35 protein-coding genes are annotated in these 21,286 nt (G+C 67.8%); 34 read left to right on the top strand and 1 reads right to left on the bottom strand.

The features are described from left to right. Positions 1 to 146: 146 nt before the first annotated feature. From rpsJ to truA, 31 genes are all read left to right on the top strand, one after another. On the top strand, positions 147 to 455 hold the full coding sequence (rpsJ, locus tag ACFY3N_RS03475) for a 30S ribosomal protein S10 (RefSeq protein WP_003948644.1): 309 nt from the start codon (positions 147 to 149) through the stop codon (positions 453 to 455). Between the two features lie 17 nt (positions 456 to 472). Beyond that, positions 473 to 1,117 carry a 50S ribosomal protein L3 gene (gene rplC / locus ACFY3N_RS03470; RefSeq protein WP_062706771.1) on the top strand — a complete coding sequence of 215 codons (645 nt, stop codon included), beginning with the start codon at positions 473 to 475 and terminating at the stop codon, positions 1,115 to 1,117. An 8-nt stretch (positions 1,118 to 1,125) separates the two neighbouring features. After that, on the top strand, positions 1,126 to 1,785 hold the full coding sequence (rplD, locus tag ACFY3N_RS03465) for a 50S ribosomal protein L4 (RefSeq protein WP_361736921.1): 660 nt from the start codon (positions 1,126 to 1,128) through the stop codon (positions 1,783 to 1,785). Next, complete coding sequence (gene rplW, locus ACFY3N_RS03460; protein ID WP_390814944.1) at positions 1,785 to 2,204, top strand: 50S ribosomal protein L23; 420 nt, start codon at positions 1,785 to 1,787, stop codon at positions 2,202 to 2,204. Before rplD ends, rplW begins: the two co-directional genes overlap by 1 nt. Before the next feature lie 38 nt (positions 2,205 to 2,242). Continuing rightward, on the top strand, positions 2,243 to 3,079 hold the full coding sequence (gene rplB, locus ACFY3N_RS03455; RefSeq protein WP_004927281.1) for a 50S ribosomal protein L2: 837 nt from the start codon (positions 2,243 to 2,245) through the stop codon (positions 3,077 to 3,079). A 12-nt stretch (positions 3,080 to 3,091) separates the two neighbouring features. After that, positions 3,092 to 3,373: a 30S ribosomal protein S19 gene (gene rpsS / locus ACFY3N_RS03450; protein ID WP_108954814.1), complete on the top strand. Its 282-nt coding sequence runs from the start codon at positions 3,092 to 3,094 to the stop codon at positions 3,371 to 3,373. A gap of 42 nt (positions 3,374 to 3,415) precedes the next feature. After that, complete coding sequence (gene rplV / locus ACFY3N_RS03445; protein ID WP_006130776.1) at positions 3,416 to 3,763, top strand: 50S ribosomal protein L22; 348 nt, start codon at positions 3,416 to 3,418, stop codon at positions 3,761 to 3,763. Next, positions 3,763 to 4,590 carry a 30S ribosomal protein S3 gene (rpsC, locus tag ACFY3N_RS03440; RefSeq protein WP_004927271.1) on the top strand — a complete coding sequence of 276 codons (828 nt, stop codon included), beginning with the start codon at positions 3,763 to 3,765 and terminating at the stop codon, positions 4,588 to 4,590. The genes rplV and rpsC overlap by 1 nt, the downstream gene beginning before the upstream one ends. A 5-nt stretch (positions 4,591 to 4,595) precedes the next feature. Further along, positions 4,596 to 5,015, top strand: a complete 420-nt coding sequence (gene rplP / locus ACFY3N_RS03435) for a 50S ribosomal protein L16 (RefSeq protein WP_007443989.1) — start codon at positions 4,596 to 4,598, stop codon at positions 5,013 to 5,015. Continuing rightward, the gene (rpmC, locus tag ACFY3N_RS03430; RefSeq protein WP_007494763.1) at positions 5,015 to 5,239 is read left to right on the top strand and encodes a 50S ribosomal protein L29; all 225 of its coding nucleotides are present in this window, start codon (positions 5,015 to 5,017) and stop codon (positions 5,237 to 5,239) included. The genes rplP and rpmC overlap by 1 nt, the downstream gene beginning before the upstream one ends. Continuing rightward, positions 5,239 to 5,526 carry a 30S ribosomal protein S17 gene (rpsQ, locus tag ACFY3N_RS03425; protein ID WP_149551599.1) on the top strand — a complete coding sequence of 96 codons (288 nt, stop codon included), beginning with the start codon at positions 5,239 to 5,241 and terminating at the stop codon, positions 5,524 to 5,526. Before rpmC ends, rpsQ begins: the two co-directional genes overlap by 1 nt. A 130-nt stretch (positions 5,527 to 5,656) precedes the next feature. Next, entirely contained in the window at positions 5,657 to 6,025 is a 369-nt protein-coding gene (gene rplN, locus ACFY3N_RS03420; RefSeq protein ID WP_030831680.1) for a 50S ribosomal protein L14, read from the top strand. Between the two features lie 2 nt (positions 6,026 to 6,027). Continuing rightward, a complete protein-coding gene (gene rplX / locus ACFY3N_RS03415) occupies positions 6,028 to 6,351 on the top strand; it encodes a 50S ribosomal protein L24 (RefSeq protein WP_030860979.1) in 324 nt (107 codons plus the stop codon). Continuing rightward, positions 6,351 to 6,908: a 50S ribosomal protein L5 gene (gene rplE, locus ACFY3N_RS03410; RefSeq protein WP_004927250.1), complete on the top strand. Its 558-nt coding sequence runs from the start codon at positions 6,351 to 6,353 to the stop codon at positions 6,906 to 6,908. Before rplX ends, rplE begins: the two co-directional genes overlap by 1 nt. A gap of 5 nt (positions 6,909 to 6,913) precedes the next feature. Then, a complete protein-coding gene (locus ACFY3N_RS03405) occupies positions 6,914 to 7,099 on the top strand; it encodes a type Z 30S ribosomal protein S14 (protein ID WP_003948630.1) in 186 nt (61 codons plus the stop codon). Positions 7,100 to 7,310: 211 nt separating this feature from the next. Next, positions 7,311 to 7,709: a 30S ribosomal protein S8 gene (gene rpsH / locus ACFY3N_RS03400; protein WP_030831671.1), complete on the top strand. Its 399-nt coding sequence runs from the start codon at positions 7,311 to 7,313 to the stop codon at positions 7,707 to 7,709. Positions 7,710 to 7,733: 24 nt separating this feature from the next. Beyond that, positions 7,734 to 8,273: a 50S ribosomal protein L6 gene (gene rplF, locus ACFY3N_RS03395; RefSeq protein ID WP_390814943.1), complete on the top strand. Its 540-nt coding sequence runs from the start codon at positions 7,734 to 7,736 to the stop codon at positions 8,271 to 8,273. A gap of 3 nt (positions 8,274 to 8,276) precedes the next feature. Continuing rightward, positions 8,277 to 8,660 carry a 50S ribosomal protein L18 gene (gene rplR / locus ACFY3N_RS03390; protein ID WP_004927235.1) on the top strand — a complete coding sequence of 128 codons (384 nt, stop codon included), beginning with the start codon at positions 8,277 to 8,279 and terminating at the stop codon, positions 8,658 to 8,660. 41 nt (positions 8,661 to 8,701) lie between these two features. Then, the gene (gene rpsE / locus ACFY3N_RS03385) at positions 8,702 to 9,307 is read left to right on the top strand and encodes a 30S ribosomal protein S5 (protein WP_030860989.1); all 606 of its coding nucleotides are present in this window, start codon (positions 8,702 to 8,704) and stop codon (positions 9,305 to 9,307) included. Between the two features lie 2 nt (positions 9,308 to 9,309). Further along, the gene (rpmD, locus tag ACFY3N_RS03380; protein WP_004984515.1) at positions 9,310 to 9,492 is read left to right on the top strand and encodes a 50S ribosomal protein L30; all 183 of its coding nucleotides are present in this window, start codon (positions 9,310 to 9,312) and stop codon (positions 9,490 to 9,492) included. A gap of 2 nt (positions 9,493 to 9,494) precedes the next feature. After that, positions 9,495 to 9,950, top strand: coding sequence for a 50S ribosomal protein L15 (rplO, locus tag ACFY3N_RS03375; protein WP_067018996.1), 456 nt, complete (start codon positions 9,495 to 9,497; stop codon positions 9,948 to 9,950). A 243-nt stretch (positions 9,951 to 10,193) separates the two neighbouring features. Next, positions 10,194 to 11,507, top strand: coding sequence for a preprotein translocase subunit SecY (secY, locus tag ACFY3N_RS03370; RefSeq protein WP_390814942.1), 1,314 nt, complete (start codon positions 10,194 to 10,196; stop codon positions 11,505 to 11,507). Then, complete coding sequence (locus ACFY3N_RS03365; RefSeq protein WP_390814941.1) at positions 11,507 to 12,160, top strand: adenylate kinase; 654 nt, start codon at positions 11,507 to 11,509, stop codon at positions 12,158 to 12,160. Before secY ends, ACFY3N_RS03365 begins: the two co-directional genes overlap by 1 nt. 247 nt (positions 12,161 to 12,407) lie before the next feature. Continuing rightward, the gene (map, locus tag ACFY3N_RS03360; RefSeq protein WP_390814940.1) at positions 12,408 to 13,244 is read left to right on the top strand and encodes a type I methionyl aminopeptidase; all 837 of its coding nucleotides are present in this window, start codon (positions 12,408 to 12,410) and stop codon (positions 13,242 to 13,244) included. Positions 13,245 to 13,514: 270 nt separating this feature from the next. After that, positions 13,515 to 13,736: a translation initiation factor IF-1 gene (infA, locus tag ACFY3N_RS03355; protein WP_003948620.1), complete on the top strand. Its 222-nt coding sequence runs from the start codon at positions 13,515 to 13,517 to the stop codon at positions 13,734 to 13,736. Between the two features lie 59 nt (positions 13,737 to 13,795). Next, complete coding sequence (gene rpmJ, locus ACFY3N_RS03350) at positions 13,796 to 13,909, top strand: 50S ribosomal protein L36 (protein WP_003998809.1); 114 nt, start codon at positions 13,796 to 13,798, stop codon at positions 13,907 to 13,909. 192 nt (positions 13,910 to 14,101) lie between these two features. Next, positions 14,102 to 14,482, top strand: a complete 381-nt coding sequence (rpsM, locus tag ACFY3N_RS03345; protein ID WP_004984507.1) for a 30S ribosomal protein S13 — start codon at positions 14,102 to 14,104, stop codon at positions 14,480 to 14,482. Positions 14,483 to 14,546: 64 nt separating this feature from the next. Then, positions 14,547 to 14,951, top strand: coding sequence for a 30S ribosomal protein S11 (gene rpsK, locus ACFY3N_RS03340; RefSeq protein ID WP_003956432.1), 405 nt, complete (start codon positions 14,547 to 14,549; stop codon positions 14,949 to 14,951). Between the two features lie 154 nt (positions 14,952 to 15,105). Next, a complete protein-coding gene (locus tag ACFY3N_RS03335) occupies positions 15,106 to 16,128 on the top strand; it encodes a DNA-directed RNA polymerase subunit alpha (protein ID WP_003966937.1) in 1,023 nt (340 codons plus the stop codon). Between the two features lie 216 nt (positions 16,129 to 16,344). Next, positions 16,345 to 16,845 (top strand): 50S ribosomal protein L17, encoded by a 501-nt coding sequence (gene rplQ, locus ACFY3N_RS03330; RefSeq protein ID WP_390814939.1) that lies wholly within the window; start codon positions 16,345 to 16,347, stop codon positions 16,843 to 16,845. Positions 16,846 to 17,013: 168 nt separating this feature from the next. Then, a complete protein-coding gene (truA, locus tag ACFY3N_RS03325; RefSeq protein ID WP_390814938.1) occupies positions 17,014 to 17,871 on the top strand; it encodes a tRNA pseudouridine(38-40) synthase TruA in 858 nt (285 codons plus the stop codon). An 18-nt stretch (positions 17,872 to 17,889) separates the two neighbouring features. On the opposite strand, the gene ACFY3N_RS03320 is transcribed toward truA, so the two are convergent. Beyond that, positions 17,890 to 18,780 carry a hypothetical protein gene (locus ACFY3N_RS03320; protein ID WP_390814937.1) on the bottom strand — a complete coding sequence of 297 codons (891 nt, stop codon included), beginning with the start codon at positions 18,778 to 18,780 and terminating at the stop codon, positions 17,890 to 17,892. 74 nt (positions 18,781 to 18,854) lie between these two features. Between ACFY3N_RS03320 and ACFY3N_RS03315 the strand changes: the two genes are divergently transcribed. From ACFY3N_RS03315 to rpsI, 3 genes are all read left to right on the top strand, one after another. Continuing rightward, on the top strand, positions 18,855 to 20,051 hold the full coding sequence (locus ACFY3N_RS03315; protein ID WP_390814936.1) for a glycosyltransferase 87 family protein: 1,197 nt from the start codon (positions 18,855 to 18,857) through the stop codon (positions 20,049 to 20,051). Between the two features lie 232 nt (positions 20,052 to 20,283). Next, on the top strand, positions 20,284 to 20,727 hold the full coding sequence (rplM, locus tag ACFY3N_RS03310) for a 50S ribosomal protein L13 (protein WP_019526965.1): 444 nt from the start codon (positions 20,284 to 20,286) through the stop codon (positions 20,725 to 20,727). Positions 20,728 to 20,769: 42 nt separating this feature from the next. Then, positions 20,770 to 21,282, top strand: coding sequence for a 30S ribosomal protein S9 (gene rpsI / locus ACFY3N_RS03305; protein WP_004927169.1), 513 nt, complete (start codon positions 20,770 to 20,772; stop codon positions 21,280 to 21,282). Positions 21,283 to 21,286: the final 4 nt, after the last annotated feature.

Below are 21,286 nucleotides of genomic sequence, written 5' to 3'. Positions count from 1 at the left end.
TAGGGCCGTGTCAATCCCGCAGGGATGTTCGAACAAGGGACATTCATGTCAGCGGGAGTGCGACACGCCCGACCGCGTGGGTCGGAGGACGAGACCTGGAGCATCGGGTTCCGGAGCGTAAAGAGAGACAGGACTACGAAGTAGCCATGGCGGGACAGAAGATCCGCATCCGGCTCAAGGCCTACGACCACGAGGTCATCGACTCCTCGGCGAAGAAGATCGTCGAGACGGTGACCCGCACTGGTGCGTCGGTCGCGGGCCCGGTGCCGCTGCCCACTGAGAAGAACGTGTACTGCGTCATCAAGTCGCCGCACAAGTACAAGGACTCGCGCGAGCACTTCGAGATGCGCACGCACAAGCGCCTGATCGACATCCTCGACCCGACCCCCAAGACCGTTGACTCTCTGATGCGACTCGACCTCCCGGCCGGTGTCGACATCGAGATCAAGCTCTGAGGCCGGTGATCTGAGAGATGGCAAAGCAGATCAAGGGCATCCTGGGCGAGAAGCTCGGCATGACGCAGGTGTGGGACGAGAACAACCGTGTTGTTCCGGTCACCGTCGTCAAGGCCGGCCCCAACGTCGTCACCCAGGTCCGTACGAACGATGTCGACGGCTACGAGTCGGTCCAGATCGCCTTCGGCGAGATCGACCCGCGCAAGGTGAACAAGCCCCTCAAGGGCCACTTCGCCAAGGCCGACGTCACCCCCCGTCGTCACCTCGTCGAGATCCGCACCGCGGACGCCTCCGAGTACACGCTGGGCCAGGAAGTCACCGCCGAGGTGTTCGAGGCCGGCGTGAAGGTCGACGTGACCGGCAAGAGCAAGGGCAAGGGCTTCGCCGGTGTCATGAAGCGTCACAACTTCAAGGGCCTCGGCGCCGGACACGGCACCCAGCGCAAGCACCGCTCGCCCGGTTCCATCGGCGGCTGCGCCACCCCGGGTCGCGTGTTCAAGGGCCTGCGCATGGCGGGTCGCATGGGCAACGAGCGGGTCACCACCCAGAACCTGACCGTCCACGCCGTTGACGCGGAGAAGGGTCTGCTGCTCATCAAGGGCGCGGTTCCCGGTCCGAACGGCGGCCTCGTCCTGGTCCGCACCGCGGCCAAGGGGGCCTGAGGTAACCGATGAGCACTGTTGACATCCTTTCGCCGGCGGGCGACAAGGCCGGTACCGTCGAGCTCCCCGCGGAGATCTTCGGCGTTGAGAAGGTCAGCATCCCGCTGATCCACCAGGTCGTCGTCGCGCAGCTGGCCGCTGCCCGCCAGGGCACCCACAAGACCAAGACCCGCGGCGAAGTCCGTGGCGGTGGCAAGAAGCCGTACCGCCAGAAGGGCACCGGTCGCGCCCGTCAGGGTTCGACCCGCGCGCCGCAGTTCGCCGGTGGTGGCGTCGTGCACGGTCCCGTGCCGCGCGACTACTCCCAGCGCACCCCCAAGAAGATGAAGGCTGCCGCCCTGCGTCACGCCCTCACCGACCGGGCGCGCCACAACCGCATTCACGTCGTCTCCGGCGTGATCGAGGGCGAGACCCCCTCCACGAAGGCCGCCAGGACGCTGTTCGGCAAGATCTCGGAGCGCAAGAACCTGCTCCTGGTCGTCGACCGCGCCGACGAGGCCGCGTGGCTGTCCGCCCGCAACCTGCCCCAGGTCCACATCCTGGAGCCGGGCCAGCTGAACACGTACGACGTTCTCGTCTCGGACGACGTGGTCTTCACCAAGGCCGCTTTCGAGTCCTTCGTCGCCGGCCCGAACAAGGCCAACGACAACGAAGGGAGCGAGGTCTGATGGCTGCCCGTCACCCCTCGATCGCCTCGAAGGCCGCCAAGGCGGCCAAGGCTGCGCGCGTCGCCAAGGCGCGTCGTCACGCCTCCGAGGGCAAGAACACCGTCGTCACCCCGGCGAGCAAGGCGTTCACGGACCCCCGTGACGTCCTGCTGAAGCCGGTCGTGTCCGAGAAGAGCTACGCGCTCATCGACGAGAACAAGTACACGTTCATCGTCGCGCCGGGCTCCAACAAGACCCAGATCAAGGAGGCCGTCCAGGCGGTCTTCGAGGTCAAGGTCACCGGGGTCAACACGATCAACCGCGTCGGCAAGCGCAAGCGCACCCGCACCGGCTTCGGCCAGCGCGCGGCGACCAAGCGCGCGATCGTGACCCTCGCTGAGGGCGACCGTATCGACATCTTCGGCGGTCCGACCGCGTAAGCGGTCAGGATCGTTCGATATCGGACGAGGACTGAGAAATGGGTATCCGCAAGTACAAGCCGACGACTCCGGGCCGTCGTGGCTCCAGCGTCGCCGACTTCGTCGAGGTCACGCGGTCCACGCCGGAGAAGTCGCTGGTCCGTCCCCTGCACAGCAAGGGCGGCCGTAACAATTCCGGACGTGTGACCGTCCGCCACCAGGGTGGTGGCCACAAGCGCGCCTACCGCGTGATCGACTTCCGTCGTCACGACAAGGACGGCGTGCCGGCGAAGGTCGCGCACATCGAGTACGACCCCAACCGCACCGCGCGCATCGCGCTGCTGCACTACGCCGACGGCGAGAAGCGCTACATCCTCGCCCCGCGCAACCTGCAGCAGGGCGACCGCGTCGAGAACGGTCCCGGGGCCGACATCAAGCCGGGCAACAACCTGGCCCTCCGCAACATCCCGGTCGGTACCACGATCCACGCGATCGAGCTCCGTCCCGGTGGCGGTGCCAAGTTCGCCCGCTCCGCCGGCGCCTCCGTGCAGCTGCTCGCGAAGGAGGGCTCGATGGCCCACCTCCGCATGCCGTCCGGGGAGATCCGCCTGGTCGACCAGCGCTGCCGCGCCACGGTCGGCGAGGTCGGCAACGCCGAGCAGTCGAACATCAACTGGGGCAAGGCCGGCCGCAAGCGGTGGCTGGGCGTTCGCCCGACCGTCCGTGGTGTCGTGATGAACCCGGTCGACCACCCGCACGGTGGTGGTGAGGGCCGGACCTCCGGTGGCCGCCACCCCGTGTCCCCGTGGGGCAAGAAGGAAGGCCGTACTCGTTCGCCCAAGAAGGCGTCGAACAAGTACATCGTCCGCCGCCGCAAGACGAACAAGAAGCGCTAAGGACGGGTTGAGATGCCTCGTAGCTTGAAGAAGGGACCCTTCGTCGACGACCACCTGATGAAGAAGGTGGACGTCCAGAACGAAGCCGGTACCAAGAACGTCATCAAGACCTGGTCCCGCCGCTCGATGATCGTCCCGGCGATGCTGGGCCACACGATCGCGGTGCACAACGGCAAGACCCACATCCCGGTGTTTGTCACCGAGTCCATGGTCGGCCACAAGCTCGGCGAGTTCTCGCCGACGCGCACCTTCCGGGGTCACGTCAAGGACGACCGGAAGTCGAAGCGCCGCTAGTCAGCGGGGTGAAAGACCATGACAAACACTGAAGGGACAACCATGGAAGCCAGGGCCCAGGCGCGGTACATCCGCGTCACGCCCATGAAGGCCCGCCGCGTGGTGGACCTCATCCGTGGCATGGACGCCACGGAGGCTCAGGCGGTCCTGCGTTTCGCCCCGCAGGCCGCGAGCGTGCCGGTCGGCAAGGTGCTGGACAGCGCCATCGCCAACGCCGCGCACAACTACGACCACACCGATGTCGACAGCCTCTTCATCTCCGAGGCCTACGTCGACGAGGGCCCGACCCTGAAGCGGTTCCGGCCGCGCGCCCAGGGCCGTGCCTACCGGATCCGCAAGCGGACCAGCCACATCACCGTGGTCGTCAGCAGCAAGGAAGGAACCCGGTAATGGGCCAGAAGGTAAACCCGCACGGGTTCCGGCTCGGTGTCACGACCGACTTCAAGTCGCGTTGGTACGCCGACAAGCTGTACAAGGACTACGTCAAGGAAGACGTCGCCATCCGCCGGATGATGACGTCCGGCATGGAGCGCGCCGGCATCTCCAAGGTCGAGATCGAGCGCACCCGTGACCGTGTGCGGGTGGACATCCACACCGCGCGTCCGGGCATCGTCATCGGCCGCCGCGGCGCCGAGGCCGACCGCATCCGCGGCGACCTCGAGAAGCTCACCGGCAAGCAGGTCCAGCTGAACATCCTCGAGGTCAAGAACCCCGAGACGGACGCTCAGCTCGTGGCCCAGGCCGTCGCCGAGCAGCTCTCCTCCCGCGTCTCCTTCCGCCGCGCCATGCGCAAGAGCATGCAGTCGGCGATGAAGGCGGGCGCCAAGGGCATCAAGATCCAGTGCGGTGGCCGCCTCGGCGGCGCCGAGATGTCCCGCTCGGAGTTCTACCGCGAGGGCCGCGTGCCCCTGCACACGCTCCGCGCGAACGTGGACTACGGCTTCTTCGAGGCCAAGACGACCTTCGGCCGCATCGGCGTGAAGGTCTGGATCTACAAGGGCGACGTCAAGAACATCGCCGAGGTCCGCGCCGAGAACGCCGCTGCCCGTGCGGGTAACCGCCCGGCCCGCGGTGGCGCCGACCGCCCGGCCCGTGGTGGCCGTGGTGGCGAGCGTGGCGGTCGCGGCCGCAAGCCGCAGCAGGCTCCCGCTGCCGAGGCCCCCAAGGCCGAGGCTCCGGCTGCCGCTCCGGCTGAGAGCACCGGAACGGAGGCCTGACCGACATGCTGATCCCCCGTAGGGTCAAGCACCGCAAGCAGCACCACCCGAAGCGCCGCGGTATGGCCAAGGGCGGTACGACGGTCGCGTTCGGCGAGTACGGCATTCAGGCCCTCACGCCGGCGTACGTGACCAACCGCCAGATCGAGGCGGCCCGTATCGCGATGACCCGCCACATCAAGCGTGGCGGCAAGGTCTGGATCAACATCTACCCGGACCGCCCGCTCACGAAGAAGCCGGCCGAGACCCGCATGGGTTCCGGTAAGGGTTCGCCGGAGTGGTGGATCGCGAACGTGCACCCGGGCCGGGTCATGTTCGAGCTGTCCTACCCCAACGAGAAGATCGCCCGTGAGGCGCTGACGCGTGCGGCCCACAAGCTGCCGATGAAGTGCCGGATCGTCAAGCGCGAGGCAGGTGAAGCGTGATGTCGGCCGGTACCAAGGCGTCCGAGCTGCGCGAGCTGGGCAACGAGGAGCTTCTCGCGAAGCTCCGCGAGGCCAAGGAAGAGCTGTTCAACCTCCGCTTCCAGGCGGCGACCGGACAGCTCGAGAACCATGGCCGTCTGAAGGCGGTCCGCAAGGACATCGCGCGGATCTACACCCTGATGCGCGAGCGTGAGCTGGGCATCGAAACGGTGGAGAACGCCTGATGAGCGAGAACAACGTGACTGAGACGAACACTGAGGCGCGGGGCGACCGCAAGACCCGTGAGGGCATCGTCGTCAGCGACAAGATGGACAAGACCGTCGTCGTCGCCGTCGAGGACCGCAAGAAGCACGCGCTGTACGGCAAGGTCATCCGCAGCACCAGCAAGCTCAAGGCCCACGACGAGCAGAACGCCGCCGGCGTCGGCGACCGCGTCCTCCTGATGGAGACCCGGCCGCTGTCCGCGACGAAGCACTGGCGCGTCGTCGAGATCCTCGAGAAGGCCAAGTAGGTAATTCCCGCGAGGGAATTCCCACACGTACGTTCCTGCGGGGCATCCCTCGCAGGACAGTTCCGCCAGGCTCCGACGGGGCTGATCACTCAGCCCCGTCGGGGAACCGGCAGACAAACAGGAGATAGACGTGATCCAGCAGGAGTCGCGACTGCGTGTCGCCGACAACACGGGTGCGAAGGAAGTCCTCTGCATCCGTGTGCTCGGTGGCTCCGGTCGCCGCTACGCGGGCATCGGTGACGTCATCGTCGCCACCGTCAAGGACGCGATCCCCGGTGGCAACGTGAAGAAGGGTGACGTCGTCAAGGCGGTCATCGTTCGCACCGTCAAGGAGCGCCGCCGTCCGGACGGCTCGTACATCCGCTTCGACGAGAACGCCGCCGTCATTCTGAAGAACGACGGCGACCCTCGTGGCACCCGTATCTTCGGCCCCGTGGGCCGTGAGCTGCGCGAGAAGAAGTTCATGAAGATCATCTCCCTCGCGCCGGAGGTGCTGTGAGCATGAAGATCAAGAAGGGCGACCTGGTCCAGGTCATCACGGGTAAGGACAAGGGCAAGCAGGGCAAGGTCATCGCGGCCTACCCCCGCGAGGACCGTGTCCTGGTCGAGGGTGTCAACCGGGTCAAGAAGCACACCAAGGCCGGCCCGACCGCAGGCGGTTCGCAGGCCGGCGGCATCGTGACCACCGAGGCCCCGGTCCACGTCTCCAACGTCCAGCTGGTCGTGGAGAAGGACGGCAAGAAGGTCGTCACGCGCGTCGGTTACCGCTTCGACGACGAAGGCAACAAGATCCGCGTTGCCAAGCGGACGGGTGAGGACATCTGATGGCTACCACCACCACTCCGCGTCTGAAGACGAAGTACCGCGAGGAGATCGCGGGCAAGCTGCGCGAGCAGTTCTCCTACGAGAACGTCATGCAGGTTCCCGGCCTCGTCAAGATCGTGGTCAACATGGGTGTGGGCGACGCCGCCCGCGACTCCAAGCTGATCGAGGGCGCCATCCGCGACCTCACCACGATCACCGGTCAGAAGCCGGCCGTCACCAAGGCCCGCAAGTCCATCGCGCAGTTCAAGCTGCGTGAGGGCCAGCCGATCGGTGCCCACGTCACGCTCCGTGGCGACCGCATGTGGGAGTTCCTGGACCGCACCCTGTCGCTCGCGCTGCCGCGCATCCGCGACTTCCGCGGCCTGTCCCCCAAGCAGTTCGACGGCCGTGGCAACTACACCTTCGGTCTCACGGAGCAGGTCATGTTCCACGAGATCGACCAGGACAAGATCGACCGTGTCCGGGGTATGGACATCACCGTGGTCACCACGGCGACCAACGACGAAGAGGGCCGCGCCCTTCTCCGTCACCTCGGCTTCCCGTTCAAGGAGGCGTGAGCGAGATGGCGAAGAAGGCTCTCATCGCGAAGGCTGCTCGCAAGCCCAAGTTCGGAGTGCGCGGCTACACCCGCTGCCAGCGCTGCGGTCGTCCGCACTCCGTGTACCGCAAGTTCGGCCTCTGCCGCGTGTGCCTTCGTGAGATGGCTCACCGTGGCGAGCTGCCGGGCGTGACCAAGAGCTCCTGGTAGTCCGGTAATTCCGGATTCCCAAGGCTCTCGGTAAGCAATGGGAACGGCAGGGGGCCCGCCCCGCATGGCTTAGGCTTGTGGGGTTGGGCACCTGCCGTGCCCGTACGACTTACTACGCCGTAGGTCCACCGCGCCGCACCCGTCCCGTCTCGGATCGGGGAGAGGGATGGCGCACCAGGAAACCCCGGCGAGAGAGGCCGAAGGCCAATTCATGACCATGACTGATCCGATCGCAGACATGCTCACGCGTCTGCGGAACGCGAACTCGGCGTACCACGACTCCGTGGCGATGCCGCACTCGAAGATCAAGTCGCACATCGCGGAGATCCTCCAGCAGGAGGGCTTCATCACGGGCTGGAAGACCGAGGACGCCGAGGTCGGCAAGAACCTCGTCCTCGAGCTGAAGTTCGGCCCGAACCGTGAGCGCTCCATCGCGGGCATCAAGCGGATCTCCAAGCCCGGTCTCCGGGTGTACGCGAAGTCCACCAACCTGCCGAAGGTGCTCGGCGGCCTCGGCGTGGCGATCATCTCCACGTCGCACGGGCTCCTCACCGACAAGCAGGCCGGCAAGAAGGGCGTGGGTGGGGAAGTCCTCGCCTACGTCTGGTAGCGGAAGGGAACGGAGGAAACAGCTATGTCGCGCATCGGCAAGCTCCCCATCGCGGTTCCCGCCGGCGTGGACGTCACCATCGACGGCCAGACGGTCTCGGTCAAGGGCCCCAAGGGCACGCTGACCCACACCGTCGTGGCGCCGATCGAGATCGCCAAGGGTGAGGACGGCGTCCTGAACGTCACCCGCCCCAACGACGAGCGTCAGAACAAGGCCCTGCACGGCCTGTCCCGCACGCTGGTGGCGAACATGATCACCGGCGTGACCCAGGGTTACGTGAAGAAGCTCGAGATCAGCGGTGTCGGTTACCGCGTTGTCGCCAAGGGTTCGAACCTGGAGTTCTCCCTCGGTTACAGCCACCCGATCACGGTCGAGGCGCCCGAGGGCATCACCTTCAAGGTCGAGGCCCCGACCCGTTTCTCGGTCGAGGGCATCGACAAGCAGAAGGTCGGCGAGGTTGCGGCCAACATCCGCAAGCTGCGCAAGCCCGACCCGTACAAGGCCAAGGGCGTCAAGTACGAGGGCGAAGTCATCCGCCGCAAGGTCGGAAAGGCGGGTAAGTAAGCCATGGCATACGGGCAGAAGATCCTCAAGGGCGACGCCTACAAGCGTGCTGCTATCAAGCGTCGTCACATCCGGATCCGCAAGAAGGTCGCCGGCACCGCCGAGCGTCCTCGCCTGGTCGTGACTCGTTCCAACCGCCACATCGTGGCGCAGGTGATCGACGACCTGAAGGGTCACACCCTGGCGTCGGCGTCCACCCTGGACGCGTCGGTCCGCGGTGGCGAGGGCGACAAGTCCGCGCAGGCCAAGCAGGTCGGCGCCCTGGTCGCCGAGCGCGCCAAGGCCGCCGGTGTCGAGGCCGTCGTGTTCGACCGTGGTGGCAACCAGTACGCCGGGCGCATCGCCGCTCTGGCGGACGCCGCCCGCGAAGCCGGTCTGAAGTTCTGAGCCGGTTCCGTAGCTAGCGGAAACAGAGAGAGGTAATTCCAATGGCTGGACCCCAGCGCCGCGGTGGCGGTGCCGGTGGCGGCGAGCGGCGGGACCGGAAGGGCCGTGACGGCGGCGCAGCTGCCGCCGAGAAGACCGCGTACGTCGAGCGCGTCGTCGCGATCAACCGCGTCGCCAAGGTTGTGAAGGGTGGTCGTCGCTTCAGCTTCACCGCGCTGGTCGTGGTGGGCGACGGTGACGGCACCGTGGGTGTCGGATACGGCAAGGCCAAGGAGGTGCCGGCCGCCATCGCCAAGGGCGTTGAGGAGGCCAAGAAGCACTTCTTCAAGGTCCCCCGCATCCAGGGCACCATCCCGCACCCCATCCAGGGTGAGAAGGCTGCCGGCGTCGTGCTGCTCAAGCCCGCGTCGCCCGGTACCGGTGTGATCGCCGGTGGTCCGGTGCGCGCCGTGCTCGAGTGCGCCGGCATCCACGACGTGCTGTCGAAGTCGCTCGGCTCCGACAACGCGATCAACATCGTGCACGCGACCGTGGCGGCCCTGAAGGGCCTGCAGCGTCCCGAGGAGATCGCGGCCCGCCGTGGTCTGCCGCTCGAGGACGTCGCCCCCGCGGCTCTTCTCCGTGCGCGTGCCGGGGCGGGTGTGTGATCATGGCGCAGCTCAAGATCACGCAGGTCAAGTCCTACATCGGTAGCAAGCAGAACCACCGCGACACCCTGCGTTCGCTTGGCCTGAAGAAGGTCAACGACGTGGTCGTCAAGGAGGACCGCCCCGAGTTCCGCGGCATGGTGCACACCGTCCGCCACCTCGTGACGGTCGAGGAGGTCGACTGATCATGGCGGAGAACAACCCGCTCAAGATCCACAACCTCCGTCCCGCCCCCGGCGCCAAGACCGCCAAGACCCGTGTCGGTCGTGGTGAGGCGTCGAAGGGTAAGACGGCCGGTCGTGGTACGAAGGGCACCAAGGCCCGTTACCAGGTTCCGGAGCGCTTCGAGGGTGGCCAGATGCCGCTCCACATGCGCCTCCCGAAGCTGAAGGGCTTCAAGAACCCGTTCAAGACCGAGTACCAGGTCGTGAACCTCGACAAGCTGGCCGCGCTCTACCCCGAGGGTGGCGAGGTGACCGTCGAGGGTCTCGTGGCCAAGGGTGCCGTGCGCAAGAACAGCCTCGTCAAGGTCCTCGGCCAGGGCGAGATCTCCGTGGCGCTGCAGGTGACGGTCGACGCCGTCTCCGGCTCCGCCAAGGAGAAGATCACCGCCGCCGGCGGTACCGTCACCGAGCTCGTCTGATCCCTTCGGGTGTCTCGATGACGTAGAGCGATCCCTACCGGGGATACCCCACATTTGGGGTATCCCCGGTTGGTCGTTCCTAGGGCGGCATGGTCGCCGGTAAGGTGGCCTGCGCTGCCCATTGACCCCGGGCGCCCCAACGGGGCACTCGGGGCGGCAGTTGACCGTTACGTATTCGTCCTTAGTCGGAATCTCAAGACCGTCACCCTTGACGCAGTTGCGCGGGGGGTCGCAGGAGGCACCGTGCTCACCGCGTTCGCCCGGGCGTTCAAGACGCCCGACCTGCGCAAGAAGCTGCTCTTCACGCTCGGCATCATCGTGGTGTACCGCGTCGGTACGCACGTACCCATTCCGGGTGTCGACTACAAGAACGTCCAGACCTGTATCGACGCCGCCGAGGCGAACCAGGGCCTGTTCGGTCTGGTGAACATGTTCAGCGGCGGCGCGCTGCTCCAGATCACGGTCTTCGCGCTGGGCATCATGCCGTACATCACGGCGAGCATCATTCTGCAGCTGCTGACCGTGGTGATCCCGCGTCTGGAAGCCCTCAAGAAGGAGGGCCAGGCCGGTACGGCGAAGATCACGCAGTACACCCGTTATCTGACGGTCGCGCTGGCCATCCTGCAGGGCACCGGCCTGGTGGCCACCGCCCGCAGCGGCGCCCTGTTCCAGGGCTGCCCGGTCGCGAGCGAGATCGTCCCGGACCAGTCGATCTTCGTGACCATCACCATGGTCATCACCATGACCGCCGGTACGGCCCTCGTCATGTGGCTCGGTGAGCTCATCACCGACCGCGGCATCGGCAACGGCATGTCGATCCTGATGTTCATCTCGATCGCCGCGACCTTCCCCTCCGCCCTGTGGGCCATCAAGGAGCAGGGCAGCCTGGCGGACGGCTGGATCGAGTTCGGCACGGTCATCGCCGTGGGTCTGGTCATGGTCGGCCTGGTCGTCTTCGTCGAGCAGGCCCAGCGCCGGATCCCCGTCCAGTACGCCAAGCGCATGATCGGCCGGCGTTCCTACGGCGGTACGTCGACCTACATCCCGCTGAAGGTGAACCAGGCGGGCGTCATCCCCGTCATCTTCGCCTCGTCGCTGCTCTACATCCCGGCCCTGATCGCGCAGTTCTCGAGCGGGACCTCCGGGTGGAAGACCTGGATCGAGTCGCATCTGGTCACGGGCAACCACCCGATCTACGTGAGCCTGTACTTCTTGCTCATCGTGTTCTTCGCGTTCTTCTACGTGGCGATCTCCTTCAACCCCGAGGAAGTCGCGGACAACATGAAGAAGTATGGTGGCTTCATCCCGGGCATCCGGGCTGGCCGACCGACCGCTGAGTACCTGAGCTACGTACTCAACCGGATCACCTGGCCGGGTTCGCTGTACTTGGGTCTGATCGCTCTCGTACCGACGATGGCGTTGGTTGGTTTCGGGGCAAACCAGAACTTCCCGTTCGGCGGGACCAGCATCCTGATCATCGTGGGTGTGGGTCTCGAGACCGTGAAGCAGATCGAGAGCCAGCTCCAGCAGCGCAATTACGAAGGGTTCCTCCGCTGATGCGAATCGTCCTCGTCGGGCCGCCGGGTGCCGGTAAGGGTACGCAGGCCACCCGCCTTGCCGAGAAACTGCGCATCCCGCACATCTCCACGGGCGACCTGTTCCGCGCCAACATCAGCCGGCAGACCGAGCTCGGGAAGCTCGCCAAGTCCTACATGGACGCGGGCAACCTCGTTCCCGACGAGGTCACCATCGCCATGGCCAAGGACCGCATGGAGCAGCCCGACGCCGAGGGCGGCTTCCTGCTGGACGGCTTCCCGCGCAACGTGTCGCAGGCCGAGGCGCTGGACGAGCTGCTGCAGACCGAGGGCATCAAGCTGGACGCGGTCCTCGACCTCGAAGCCCCCGAGGACGAGGTCGTCAAGCGGATCGCCGGGCGGCGGATCTGCCGCAACGACTCCGCGCACGTGTTCCACGTGACGTACAGCCGGCCGAAGCAGGAGGGCGTGTGCGACGTCTGTGGCGGTGAGCTGTACCAGCGGGACGACGACTCCGAGGAGACCGTGCGGACCCGGCTGGAGGTCTACCACACGCAGACCGAGCCGATCATCGACTACTACCGGGCGCAGGGTCTGGTGGTGACCATCTCCGCGATGGGGCCCGTGGACGAGGTCACGGGGCGTGCGCTGGAGGCGCTGAAGAGCGCGGAGTAGTTCTTGTCCGTCGGTCGCAGCCGCGGTTCCTTTGCACAAGGGGCCGCGGCTGTGGCTTGGCGGGGGTGTGTGCGCGGGCCCGGCGCTTGCGGGGCGCCTCCCCCAGAGGGGGTACCCCCATCGCCCTGGGGGCACCACGGCTGTCCGCGGGAGCGGGGGCGGTGGCTGCCTGTGGTGGCGGGGGTGCGGCCCCGTATCGTTGGACGTGTTCCCACTCCCTTCTGGTCCAGGAAAGGCCGTCGTCCCCATGGTGCAGATCAAGAGCCCTGAGCAGATCGCCAAGATGCGTGAGGCGGGGCTGGTCGTCGCCGCCATTCACGCGGCCACCCGTGAGGCCGCCGTGCCCGGGGCCACGACGAAGGACCTGGACCAGGTCGCCCGCAAGGTGCTCGCGGAGCACAACGCCAAGCCGAACTTCCTCGGCTACGGCGGCTTCCCCGCGACGATCTGCACCTCGGTGAACGACGTCGTCGTCCACGGCATCCCCTCCGACGACGTCGTCCTCAAGGACGGCGACATCATCTCCATCGACTGCGGCGCGATCATCGACGGCTGGCACGGCGACGCCGCGTACACCGCGTTCGTCGGGTCCGGCCACTCCCCGGAGCTGGTCGAGCTGTCCCGGGTGACCGAGGAGTCGATGTGGGCCGGCATCGCGGCCATGAAGCAGGGCAACCGGCTCGTCGACATCTCCCGCGCCGTCGAGACGTACATCCGGCGCCAGCCCAAGCCGGGCGGCGGCAAGTACGGGATCATCGAGGACTACGGCGGCCACGGCATCGGCACCGAGATGCACATGGACCCGCACCTGCTGAACTACGTCGACCGCAAGCGGGGCAAGGGCCCCAAGCTGGTCCCGGGCTTCTGCCTCGCCATCGAGCCGATGGTCTCCCTGGGCACCCCGAAGACGAAGGTCCTCTCCGACGACTGGACGGTCATCACCACCGACGGCACCTGGTCCTCCCACTGGGAGCACTCGGTCGCCCTGACCGCCGAGGGGCCCCTCGTCCTGACGGCCCCCGACGGCGGCAAGGCCAAGCTCGCCGAGCTGGGCATCACGGCGGCGCCGGATCCGCTCGGCTGACGACGGACCCCGGGCGGCCTCGCCGGCCGGGGAGGCCGGCGCAGCCGTCCGGAGCTTGTGCGGCGCCCCGGCGCCGAGCCCGCGAGAGCGGCGTCAAGGACGGGCTCCGCCCGGTTAGGGATCTCCAGAGCGGGGCAGGATCTCTCGATTCGTGTTTCCGGGTGCGCTGACGTAGACTGACTCGTCGGCTCTTGTGCACCCGCATGCCTGCATGTACTCCACACGGTGCACGCCAGAGTCGATCAAGGTAGTCGATTCGAAGGGCGAAGCGTGGCCAAGAAGCAAGGTGCCATCGAGATCGAGGGCACTGTCGTCGAGTCTCTTCCGAACGCCATGTTCAAGGTCGAGCTCCAGAACGGCCACCAGGTCCTGGCACACATCAGCGGCAAGATGCGCATGCACTACATCCGCATCCTCCCTGACGACCGGGTCGTGGTGGAGCTGTCTCCGTACGACCTGACGCGTGGCCGGATCGTCTACCGCTACAAGTAGATCTTGCCCGCTCCCCGGCCCGCCGGGGTGATGGCACTGACCCGGAGAACCTCACACCCATGAAGGTCAAGCCGAGCGTCAAGAAGATCTGCGACAAGTGCAGGGTGATCCGCCGTCACGGCCGGGTCATGGTCATCTGCGAGAACCCGCGCCACAAGCAGCGCCAGGGCTGACCGCAGCACGATCGACCCTCTGCGACTTCCGCAGAACTTCGCGCGACGCGAGCAACACATGTTCATACGCAGGTCCCGAGCCGCACGGCTCGACACCCCCGGCTCGGAGGCCGGGGACCCGGTCCGTACCTGGTACGGCGGGCTGGGATCCGGTCCTGTGGAAGACCTCCGACAATCAACTGGAGCCATTGAATGGCACGCGTTTCCGGTGTTGACATCCCGCGCGAAAAGCGCGTGGAGATCGCCCTCACCTACGTGTTCGGCATCGGCCGGACCCTTTCGCAGCAGACGCTGGCCGCCACCGGCGTCGACCCGAACACCCGCGTTCGCGACCTCTCCGAGGAGCAGCTCGTCGCGATCCGCGAGTACGTCGACAACAACATCAAGACCGAGGGTGACCTCCGTCGCGAGATCCAGGCCGACATCCGCCGCAAGGTCGAGATCGGCACCTACCAGGGTCTGCGCCACCGTCGCGGCCTGCCCGTCCGCGGTCAGCGCACCAGCACCAACGCGCGTACCCGCAAGGGCCCGCGTCGCGCCATCGCCGGCAAGAAGAAGCCGGGCAAGAAGTAGTCCGCAGCGGACCTCCGTCCACGGTCTTCGCTGTAGGACCGACCACCTCCCGTAGGAGAACGACATGCCCCCCAAGGGTCGTCAGGGCGCTGCCAAGAAGGTGCGCCGCAAGGAAAAGAAGAACGTCGCTCACGGCCACGCGCACATCAAGAGCACGTTCAACAACACGATCGTGTCGATCACGGACCCGTCCGGCAACGTGATCTCCTGGGCCTCCGCCGGCCACGTCGGCTTCAAGGGCTCCCGGAAGTCCACGCCGTTCGCCGCGCAGATGGCCGCCGAGTCGGCCGCCCGCCGCGCCCAGGAGCACGGCATGCGCAAGGTCGACGTGTTCGTCAAGGGCCCGGGCTCCGGTCGTGAGACCGCGATCCGCTCCCTGCAGGCCACGGGCCTCGAGGTCGGCTCCATCCAGGACGTCACCCCGACCCCGCACAACGGCTGCCGTCCGCCGAAGCGCCGTCGCGTCTGACGCACGGCCGCCTCGATCGGCTTCGGGTTCCGGGCGGTACGGCTCATCAGGGCCGTATCGCCCGTACCCTTGCAGTACCCGCACTTTTCACCGGGTGCGGTCTCCGTCGGGCGTCAAATAGCGGGCGTCCACGAAAGAAGGATCTGATCCACACATGCTGATCGCTCAGCGTCCCTCGTTGACCGAAGAGGTCGTCGACGAATTCCGCTCCCGGTTCGTGATCGAGCCGCTGGAGCCGGGCTTCGGCTACACCCTCGGCAACTCCCTCCGCCGCACCCTCCTGTCGTCGATCCCCGGCGCCGCTGTCACCAGCATCCGCATCGACGGCGTCCTGCACGAGTTCACCACCGTGCCGGGCGTCAAGGAGGACGTCACCGACCTGATCCTCAACATCAAGCAGCTGGTCGTCTCCTCGGAGCACGACGAGCCGGTCGTGATGTACCTGCGCAAGCAGGGCCCGGGTCTGGTCACCGCCGCCGACATCGCGCCCCCGGCCGGTGTCGAGGTGCACAACCCCGACCTCGTCCTCGCCACGCTCAACGGCAAGGGCAAGCTGGAGATGGAGCTGACCGTCGAGCGCGGTCGCGGCTACGTCTCCGCCGTGCAGAACAAGCAGGTGGGCCAGGAGATCGGCCGTATCCCGGTCGACTCCATCTACTCGCCGGTTCTCAAGGTCACCTACAAGGTCGAGGCGACCCGTGTCGAGCAGCGCACCGACTTCGACAAGCTGATCGTCGACGTCGAGACCAAGCAGGCGATGCGTCCGCGCGACGCCATGGCCTCCGCCGGCAAGACCCTGGTCGAGCTGTTCGGTCTCGCCCGCGAGCTGAACATCGACGCCGAGGGCATCGACATGGGCCCGTCCCCCACGGACGCCGCCCTCGCCGCCGACCTGGCGCTGCCGATCGAGGAGCTGGAGCTCACCGTTCGGTCGTACAACTGCCTCAAGCGCGAGGGCATCCACTCCGTGGGTGAGCTCGTCGCCCGCTCGGAGGCGGACCTCCTGGACATCCGCAACTTCGGTGCGAAGTCCATCGACGAGGTCAAGGCGAAGCTGGCCGGCATGGGCCTGGCCCTGAAGGACAGCCCGCCCGGATTCGACCCGACCGCGGCCGCGGACGCGTTCGGCGCGGACGACGACGCGGACGCGGGCTTCGTCGAGACCGAGCAGTACTGAGCTCGGGCTCGACCGGTTCGCTTTTGGCTGCGGGCCCGTTGTGGCCGGTCGCGCCCACGCGACGGAGTCGCATGTCGACACCGCCCCGCGCCCCTTCGGGGCGCGGATTCTCCGGGGCGCCTGAAAAGGCGCCCCGGATCTCCGACGGGCGACCGCCCGCTCGGATACTGACCCCGGTACCTGATACGGCCGGGGCAGACACCTAGGAGAAACACCATGCCGAGGCCCACCAAGGGTGCCCGTATGGGCGGCAGCGCCGCGCACGAGAAGCTCCTCCTCGCGAACCTCGCGAAGGCGCTGTTCGAGCACGGCCGCATCACCACCACCGAGGCGAAGGCGCGCAAGCTGCGCCCGTACGCCGAGCGTCTGGTCACCAAGGCGAAGAAGGGCGACCTTCACAACCGCCGCCAGGTGCTCCAGGTCATCACGGACAAGAGCATCGTCCACACGCTCTTCACCGAGATCGGCCCGCGGTACGAGAACCGTCCCGGTGGCTACACCCGCATCACCAAGATCGGCAACCGCCGTGGCGACAACGCGCCCATGGCCGTCATCGAGCTGGTCGAGGCGCTGACGGTGCAGCAGGAGGCCACCGGCGAGGCCGAGGCCGCGACCAAGCGCGCGGTCAAGGAAGACGCCCTCAAGAAGGACGAGGCCGCCGAGGCCAAGACCGACGAGGCCGCTGAGGCTCCCGCCGAGGAGTCGAAGGACGCGTAAGCGTTCTGCCGGGGGCTGTGTGACGGCGGCTGCGGCATCGTTGTGGCTTGTCGCGCCCACGCGGCGGAGCCGCATATCGAGCACAGCCCCGCGCCCCTTCAGGGCGTTGTTGCGGGCCCGTTCCTTTCGAGGAACGGGCCCGCTTCCGTGTGGTGAGAGGATTTCCGTGTGAGTGACGAAGTGCAGCCCGGGTTCGTGCGGGTGCGGCTGGACCTTTCCTACGACGGGACCGGGTTCTCCGGCTGGGCCAGGCAGGCCGGGGGCAGGCGGACCGTGCAGGGCGAGATCGAGGACGCGCTGCGGACGGTGACACGGTCCGGCGGGACCGCGTACGAGCTGACCGTGGCGGGGCGGACCGACGCCGGGGTGCACGCACGGGGTCAGGTCGCGCACGTCGATCTGCCCCGGGAGGTGTGGGCCGAGCACCACACGAAGCTGCTCAAGCGGCTCGCCGGGCGGCTGCCGAGGGACGTACGGGTGTGGGCGCTCAGGGAGGCGCCCAGCGGTTTCAACGCCCGGTTCTCCGCGATCTGGCGGCGCTACGCCTACCGCGTCACCGACAACCCCGGCGGGGTGGACCCGCTGCTGCGCGGGCACGTGCTGTGGCACGACTGGCCGCTCGACGTCGACGCCATGAACGAGGCGGCCCGCGGGCTGCTGGGGGAGCACGACTTCGCCGCGTACTGCAAGCGGCGCGAGGGCGCGACGACCATCCGTACGCTCCAGGAGCTGAGCCTGGTGCGGGGCGAGGACGGGATCGTCACGGCGACCGTCCGGGCCGACGCCTTCTGCCACAACATGGTCCGCTCGCTGATCGGCGCACTGCTGTTCGTCGGTGACGGCCACCGCCCGCCGGACTGGCCGGGCAAGGTACTGGCGGCGGGCGTACGGGACTCGGCCGTCCACGTCGTACGCCCGCACGGCCTGACGCTGGAGGAGGTCGGCTACCCGGCCGACGAACTCCTCGCGGCCCGCAGCAAGGAGGCCCGCAACAAGCGGACCCTGCCGACGGCCGGCTGCTGCTGACCCCGCCGGGCGGCGGCGCTACCCGGCGGCCGCCGCCGACGCCTGGGCCTGGCCCCTGCGGTGGATCTGACGGACCGTGAAGGTCTGCAGGTCGTCGCCGGTGGAGAAGACGGCCGTGTCCTTCGTCGTCACGTCCTTGCCGTTCGTGAAGCCGGCGATGGTGAAGTAGGCGTAGCGGCCGTAGGAGTTGGTGGTGGTGCGGCAGATCGCGCCGGAGCAGAAGTCCTTGACCCCGCCGCCCGACAGCGACTTGACGATGCTCTTCTTGTCGGCCTGCTGCTTGGCCCCGGTCGCCTGGGCCTCGGTGTCGAAGACGGCCACGCCGACCGTCACCGCCACGTCGTCCTTGGTGTAGGTGACCCGGATCAGACGGGTGCAGCCGTTGTCGTCCAGGACCTTCGGGAGCGTGGACTTCGCGGCCGAGGCGCAGTTCCCGGTGTCCGCCGTCGGGCCCTTCCGGTACACCGTCTCACCCATGGTCAGCTGGGTGCCGGGGAAGAGGACGTCGGGGCTCAGCGGGGCCTTGTCCTTCTTCGCGCTGGCGATGAAGTCCTTCGGGTCCAGCGGCGGTGGGGCGCTCGTCGGGGCGAATGACGGGACCGTGCCCGTGGGGCTCGGTATGTCGATGTCGGAGCCCCCCGGCAGCTGGGAGGAGGCGCCCGGGGAGGCCTCGGTGCCGCTGCCGTTCGCCGAGACGACGGCGACCGCCACGGCCGTGCCTATCGCGACGGTGGCGAGCGCCCCGCCGCCGATGAACAGCAGCCGGCGCCGCTTGGCGCGGGCCTCGGAGGCGTCGGCGAGCGCGGCCCAGTCGGGTGACTGGCCGGAGCCGCCGCTGTTCCAGGGCTGCTGGGAATTCGGTTTCCAGGGATCCCACTGCGGTTGAGGTCCCCCCTGCCCAAAACTCATGGGGCGCATCTTAGACGGGGCTCGGGGTGTGCTGGTCCGTCCCAACGGGGGCCGCAGGCCCTAGCGTTGCCGCCATGGTGACGGGCAAAAGCGACATCTCCGGGTGGTTGGTGCGCCCCGCGGGCGGGCCCCTGTGGGCCGGACTCGCGGCGGTGCTGGGGGCTCTGACGGTGCATACGGTGCTGGTGACCTCGGGCGGAGGGATGGACAACGCGATCGTCGTGGACGCCGGGCGGACCTGGCTGGACGGTGGATCGCCCTACGACGACCGGCACTTCCTCTATTTTCCGAGCGCGGTCGTGGCCGCCGCCCCGCAGGCGCTGCTGCCGCGGTCCGTGCTCGACGTGGCCGTGCCGGTGGCGGTGGTCCTCGCCCTCGTGCTGGGCTGGGCCTGCGCCCTGCGGCTGCACAGGGTGCCGCTGTGCAGCAGGCTCGCCGTCCTCGGGCTGCTGGGCCTCGCGGCCGGCTTCGCGCCGTTCGGACAGCTGGTGCGGCTGGGGAACTGGACGGTGACGGCCGTGCTGGCGCTGCCGCTCTGTCTGCTGCTGGCGGGCCGGGGCCGGTGGGTCGCGGCGGGTGCCGTGGTCGGGGTGGCGGTGGCGCTGAAGCCGCTGCTCGCGCCGATGGCGCTGTTGTTCCTCTTCGCGCGCCGCTGGGGGGCGCTGGCGGTGCTGGTGCTGGTCCCGGCGGGCGCCTCGGTGGTGGCGGCGCTGTTCCTGCCGGACCCCACGGGCTTCCTCACCCGCACCCTGCCGTTCCTGCTGAGCGGCGACGACGCCTTCGTACGGCTCTACGAGGCCTCGCCGGCGGCGGTGCTGCCCCGGCTCGGCGTGCCGCGGGCCGTGGCCACGCCGCTCGCGCTGCTCGCGGCCGCCGCGGGAGTGGTGTGCGCGTACCGGCGCTGGCGCGGGCCGGGCCCGGTGGAGCTGCGGCTGGCGGAGACGTCCGCGGGGCTGATGCTCTCGGCGTTCCTGGTGTCGCGGCCCTCCTACAACCACTACCTCCTGGTCGTCCTGCCGCTGCTGCTCGCCGGTCTGCCGTACGCCGGGGCGGTGGCGCGGCGGCCCTGGTTCTGGCTCGCCCTGGTGCCGCAGCTGCCGGGGGTGACCTGGCCGTGGCTGGAGTCGGGGAGGCGCCGGGCCTTCCGGGACTCCTTCACGCTGTGCGTCCTGGCGGTGACGGTCGTGTACCACTGCGCACGGGGGGCGCGGGAGACGGACGACCCGAGCGGTACGCCGGGGGAGCGGCGCACCGCCGTGGAACCGGCGTAGCCCGCCGGGGGCGGGGCCGTTTTGACCCGCCCGGCCGGGGGCGGGTATCCTGCGTGTTCGTTGTGTGTAGTGGCTTGCTCATTCTCACGTGGGGGGCCCTTACACCGGTCCACCGGACCGATGACCAGCGACCAGCACGCGGTTTGCGTCACCGTGGTGCGGTCAAGGCTGTCGTGATCGTCTTCGGTGACCTTGTCAGGACCATTCACTGAAGAAGCGAAGGCTACGAACCGTGCGTACGTACAGCCCCAAGCCCGGCGATGTGACGCGCCAGTGGCACGTCATCGACGCTCAGGACGTCGTCCTGGGGCGTCTGGCCTCCACTGCGGCCTCCATCCTGCGCGGCAAGCACAAGCCGATCTACGCCCCTCACGTCGACACCGGTGACTTCGTCATCATCATCAACGCCGACAAGGTGCACCTCTCCGGCAACAAGCGGACCCAGAAGATGGCGTACCGCCACTCGGGCTACCCGGGTGGTCTGCGCTCCGTCCGCTACGACGAGCTGCTGGCGAAGAACCCCGAGAAGGCCATCGAGAAGGCCGTCAAGGGCATGCTCCCCAAGAACACCCTGGGCCGTCAGATGCTCTCGAAGCTGAAGGTCTACTCGGGCGACCAGCACCCGCACGCTGCCCAGCAGCCGGTGCCGTTCGAGATCACCCAGGTCGCGCAGTAAGTCCGGCCACCCCCTAAGACTGAAGAGAATCTGAGGAGAATCGTGGCCGAGACCACTGCCGAGCAGCCGCTCGAAGAGCTTGACATCGACAGCTACACCACCGAGTCCGAGGTGCCCGTCGAGGGCGAGTACACCTCGGAGTCCATGGCCTCCCGCTTCGGCGAGCCCCAGCCGGCCGCCGGCCTGGGCCGCCGCAAGAACGCCATCGCCCGCGTCCGGATCGTCCCGGGCACCGGCAAGTGGAAGATCAACGGTCGCACCCTCGAGGACTACTTCCCGAACAAGGTGCACCAGCAGGAAGTCAACGAGCCCTTCAAGGTGCTCGAGCTCGAGGGCCGTTACGACGTCATCGCCCGCATCGCGGGTGGCGGTGTCTCCGGTCAGGCCGGTGCGCTCCGTCTGGGTGTCGCCCGTGCGCTGAACGAGGCGGACGTCGACAACAACCGCGGCCCGCTGAAGAAGGCCGGCTTCCTCAAGCGCGACGACCGTGCGGTCGAGCGCAAGAAGGCCGGTCTGAAGAAGGCCCGTAAGGCCCCGCAGTACAGCAAGCGCTAATCGC

Origin of the sequence: Streptomyces sp. NPDC000348 (assembly GCF_042898795.1) — a bacterium.
GTDB lineage: Bacteria > Actinomycetota > Actinomycetes > Streptomycetales > Streptomycetaceae > Streptomyces.
Note: the sequence above shows the minus strand (reverse complement) of the source record. Positions and strands in the feature narration are given on the sequence as shown.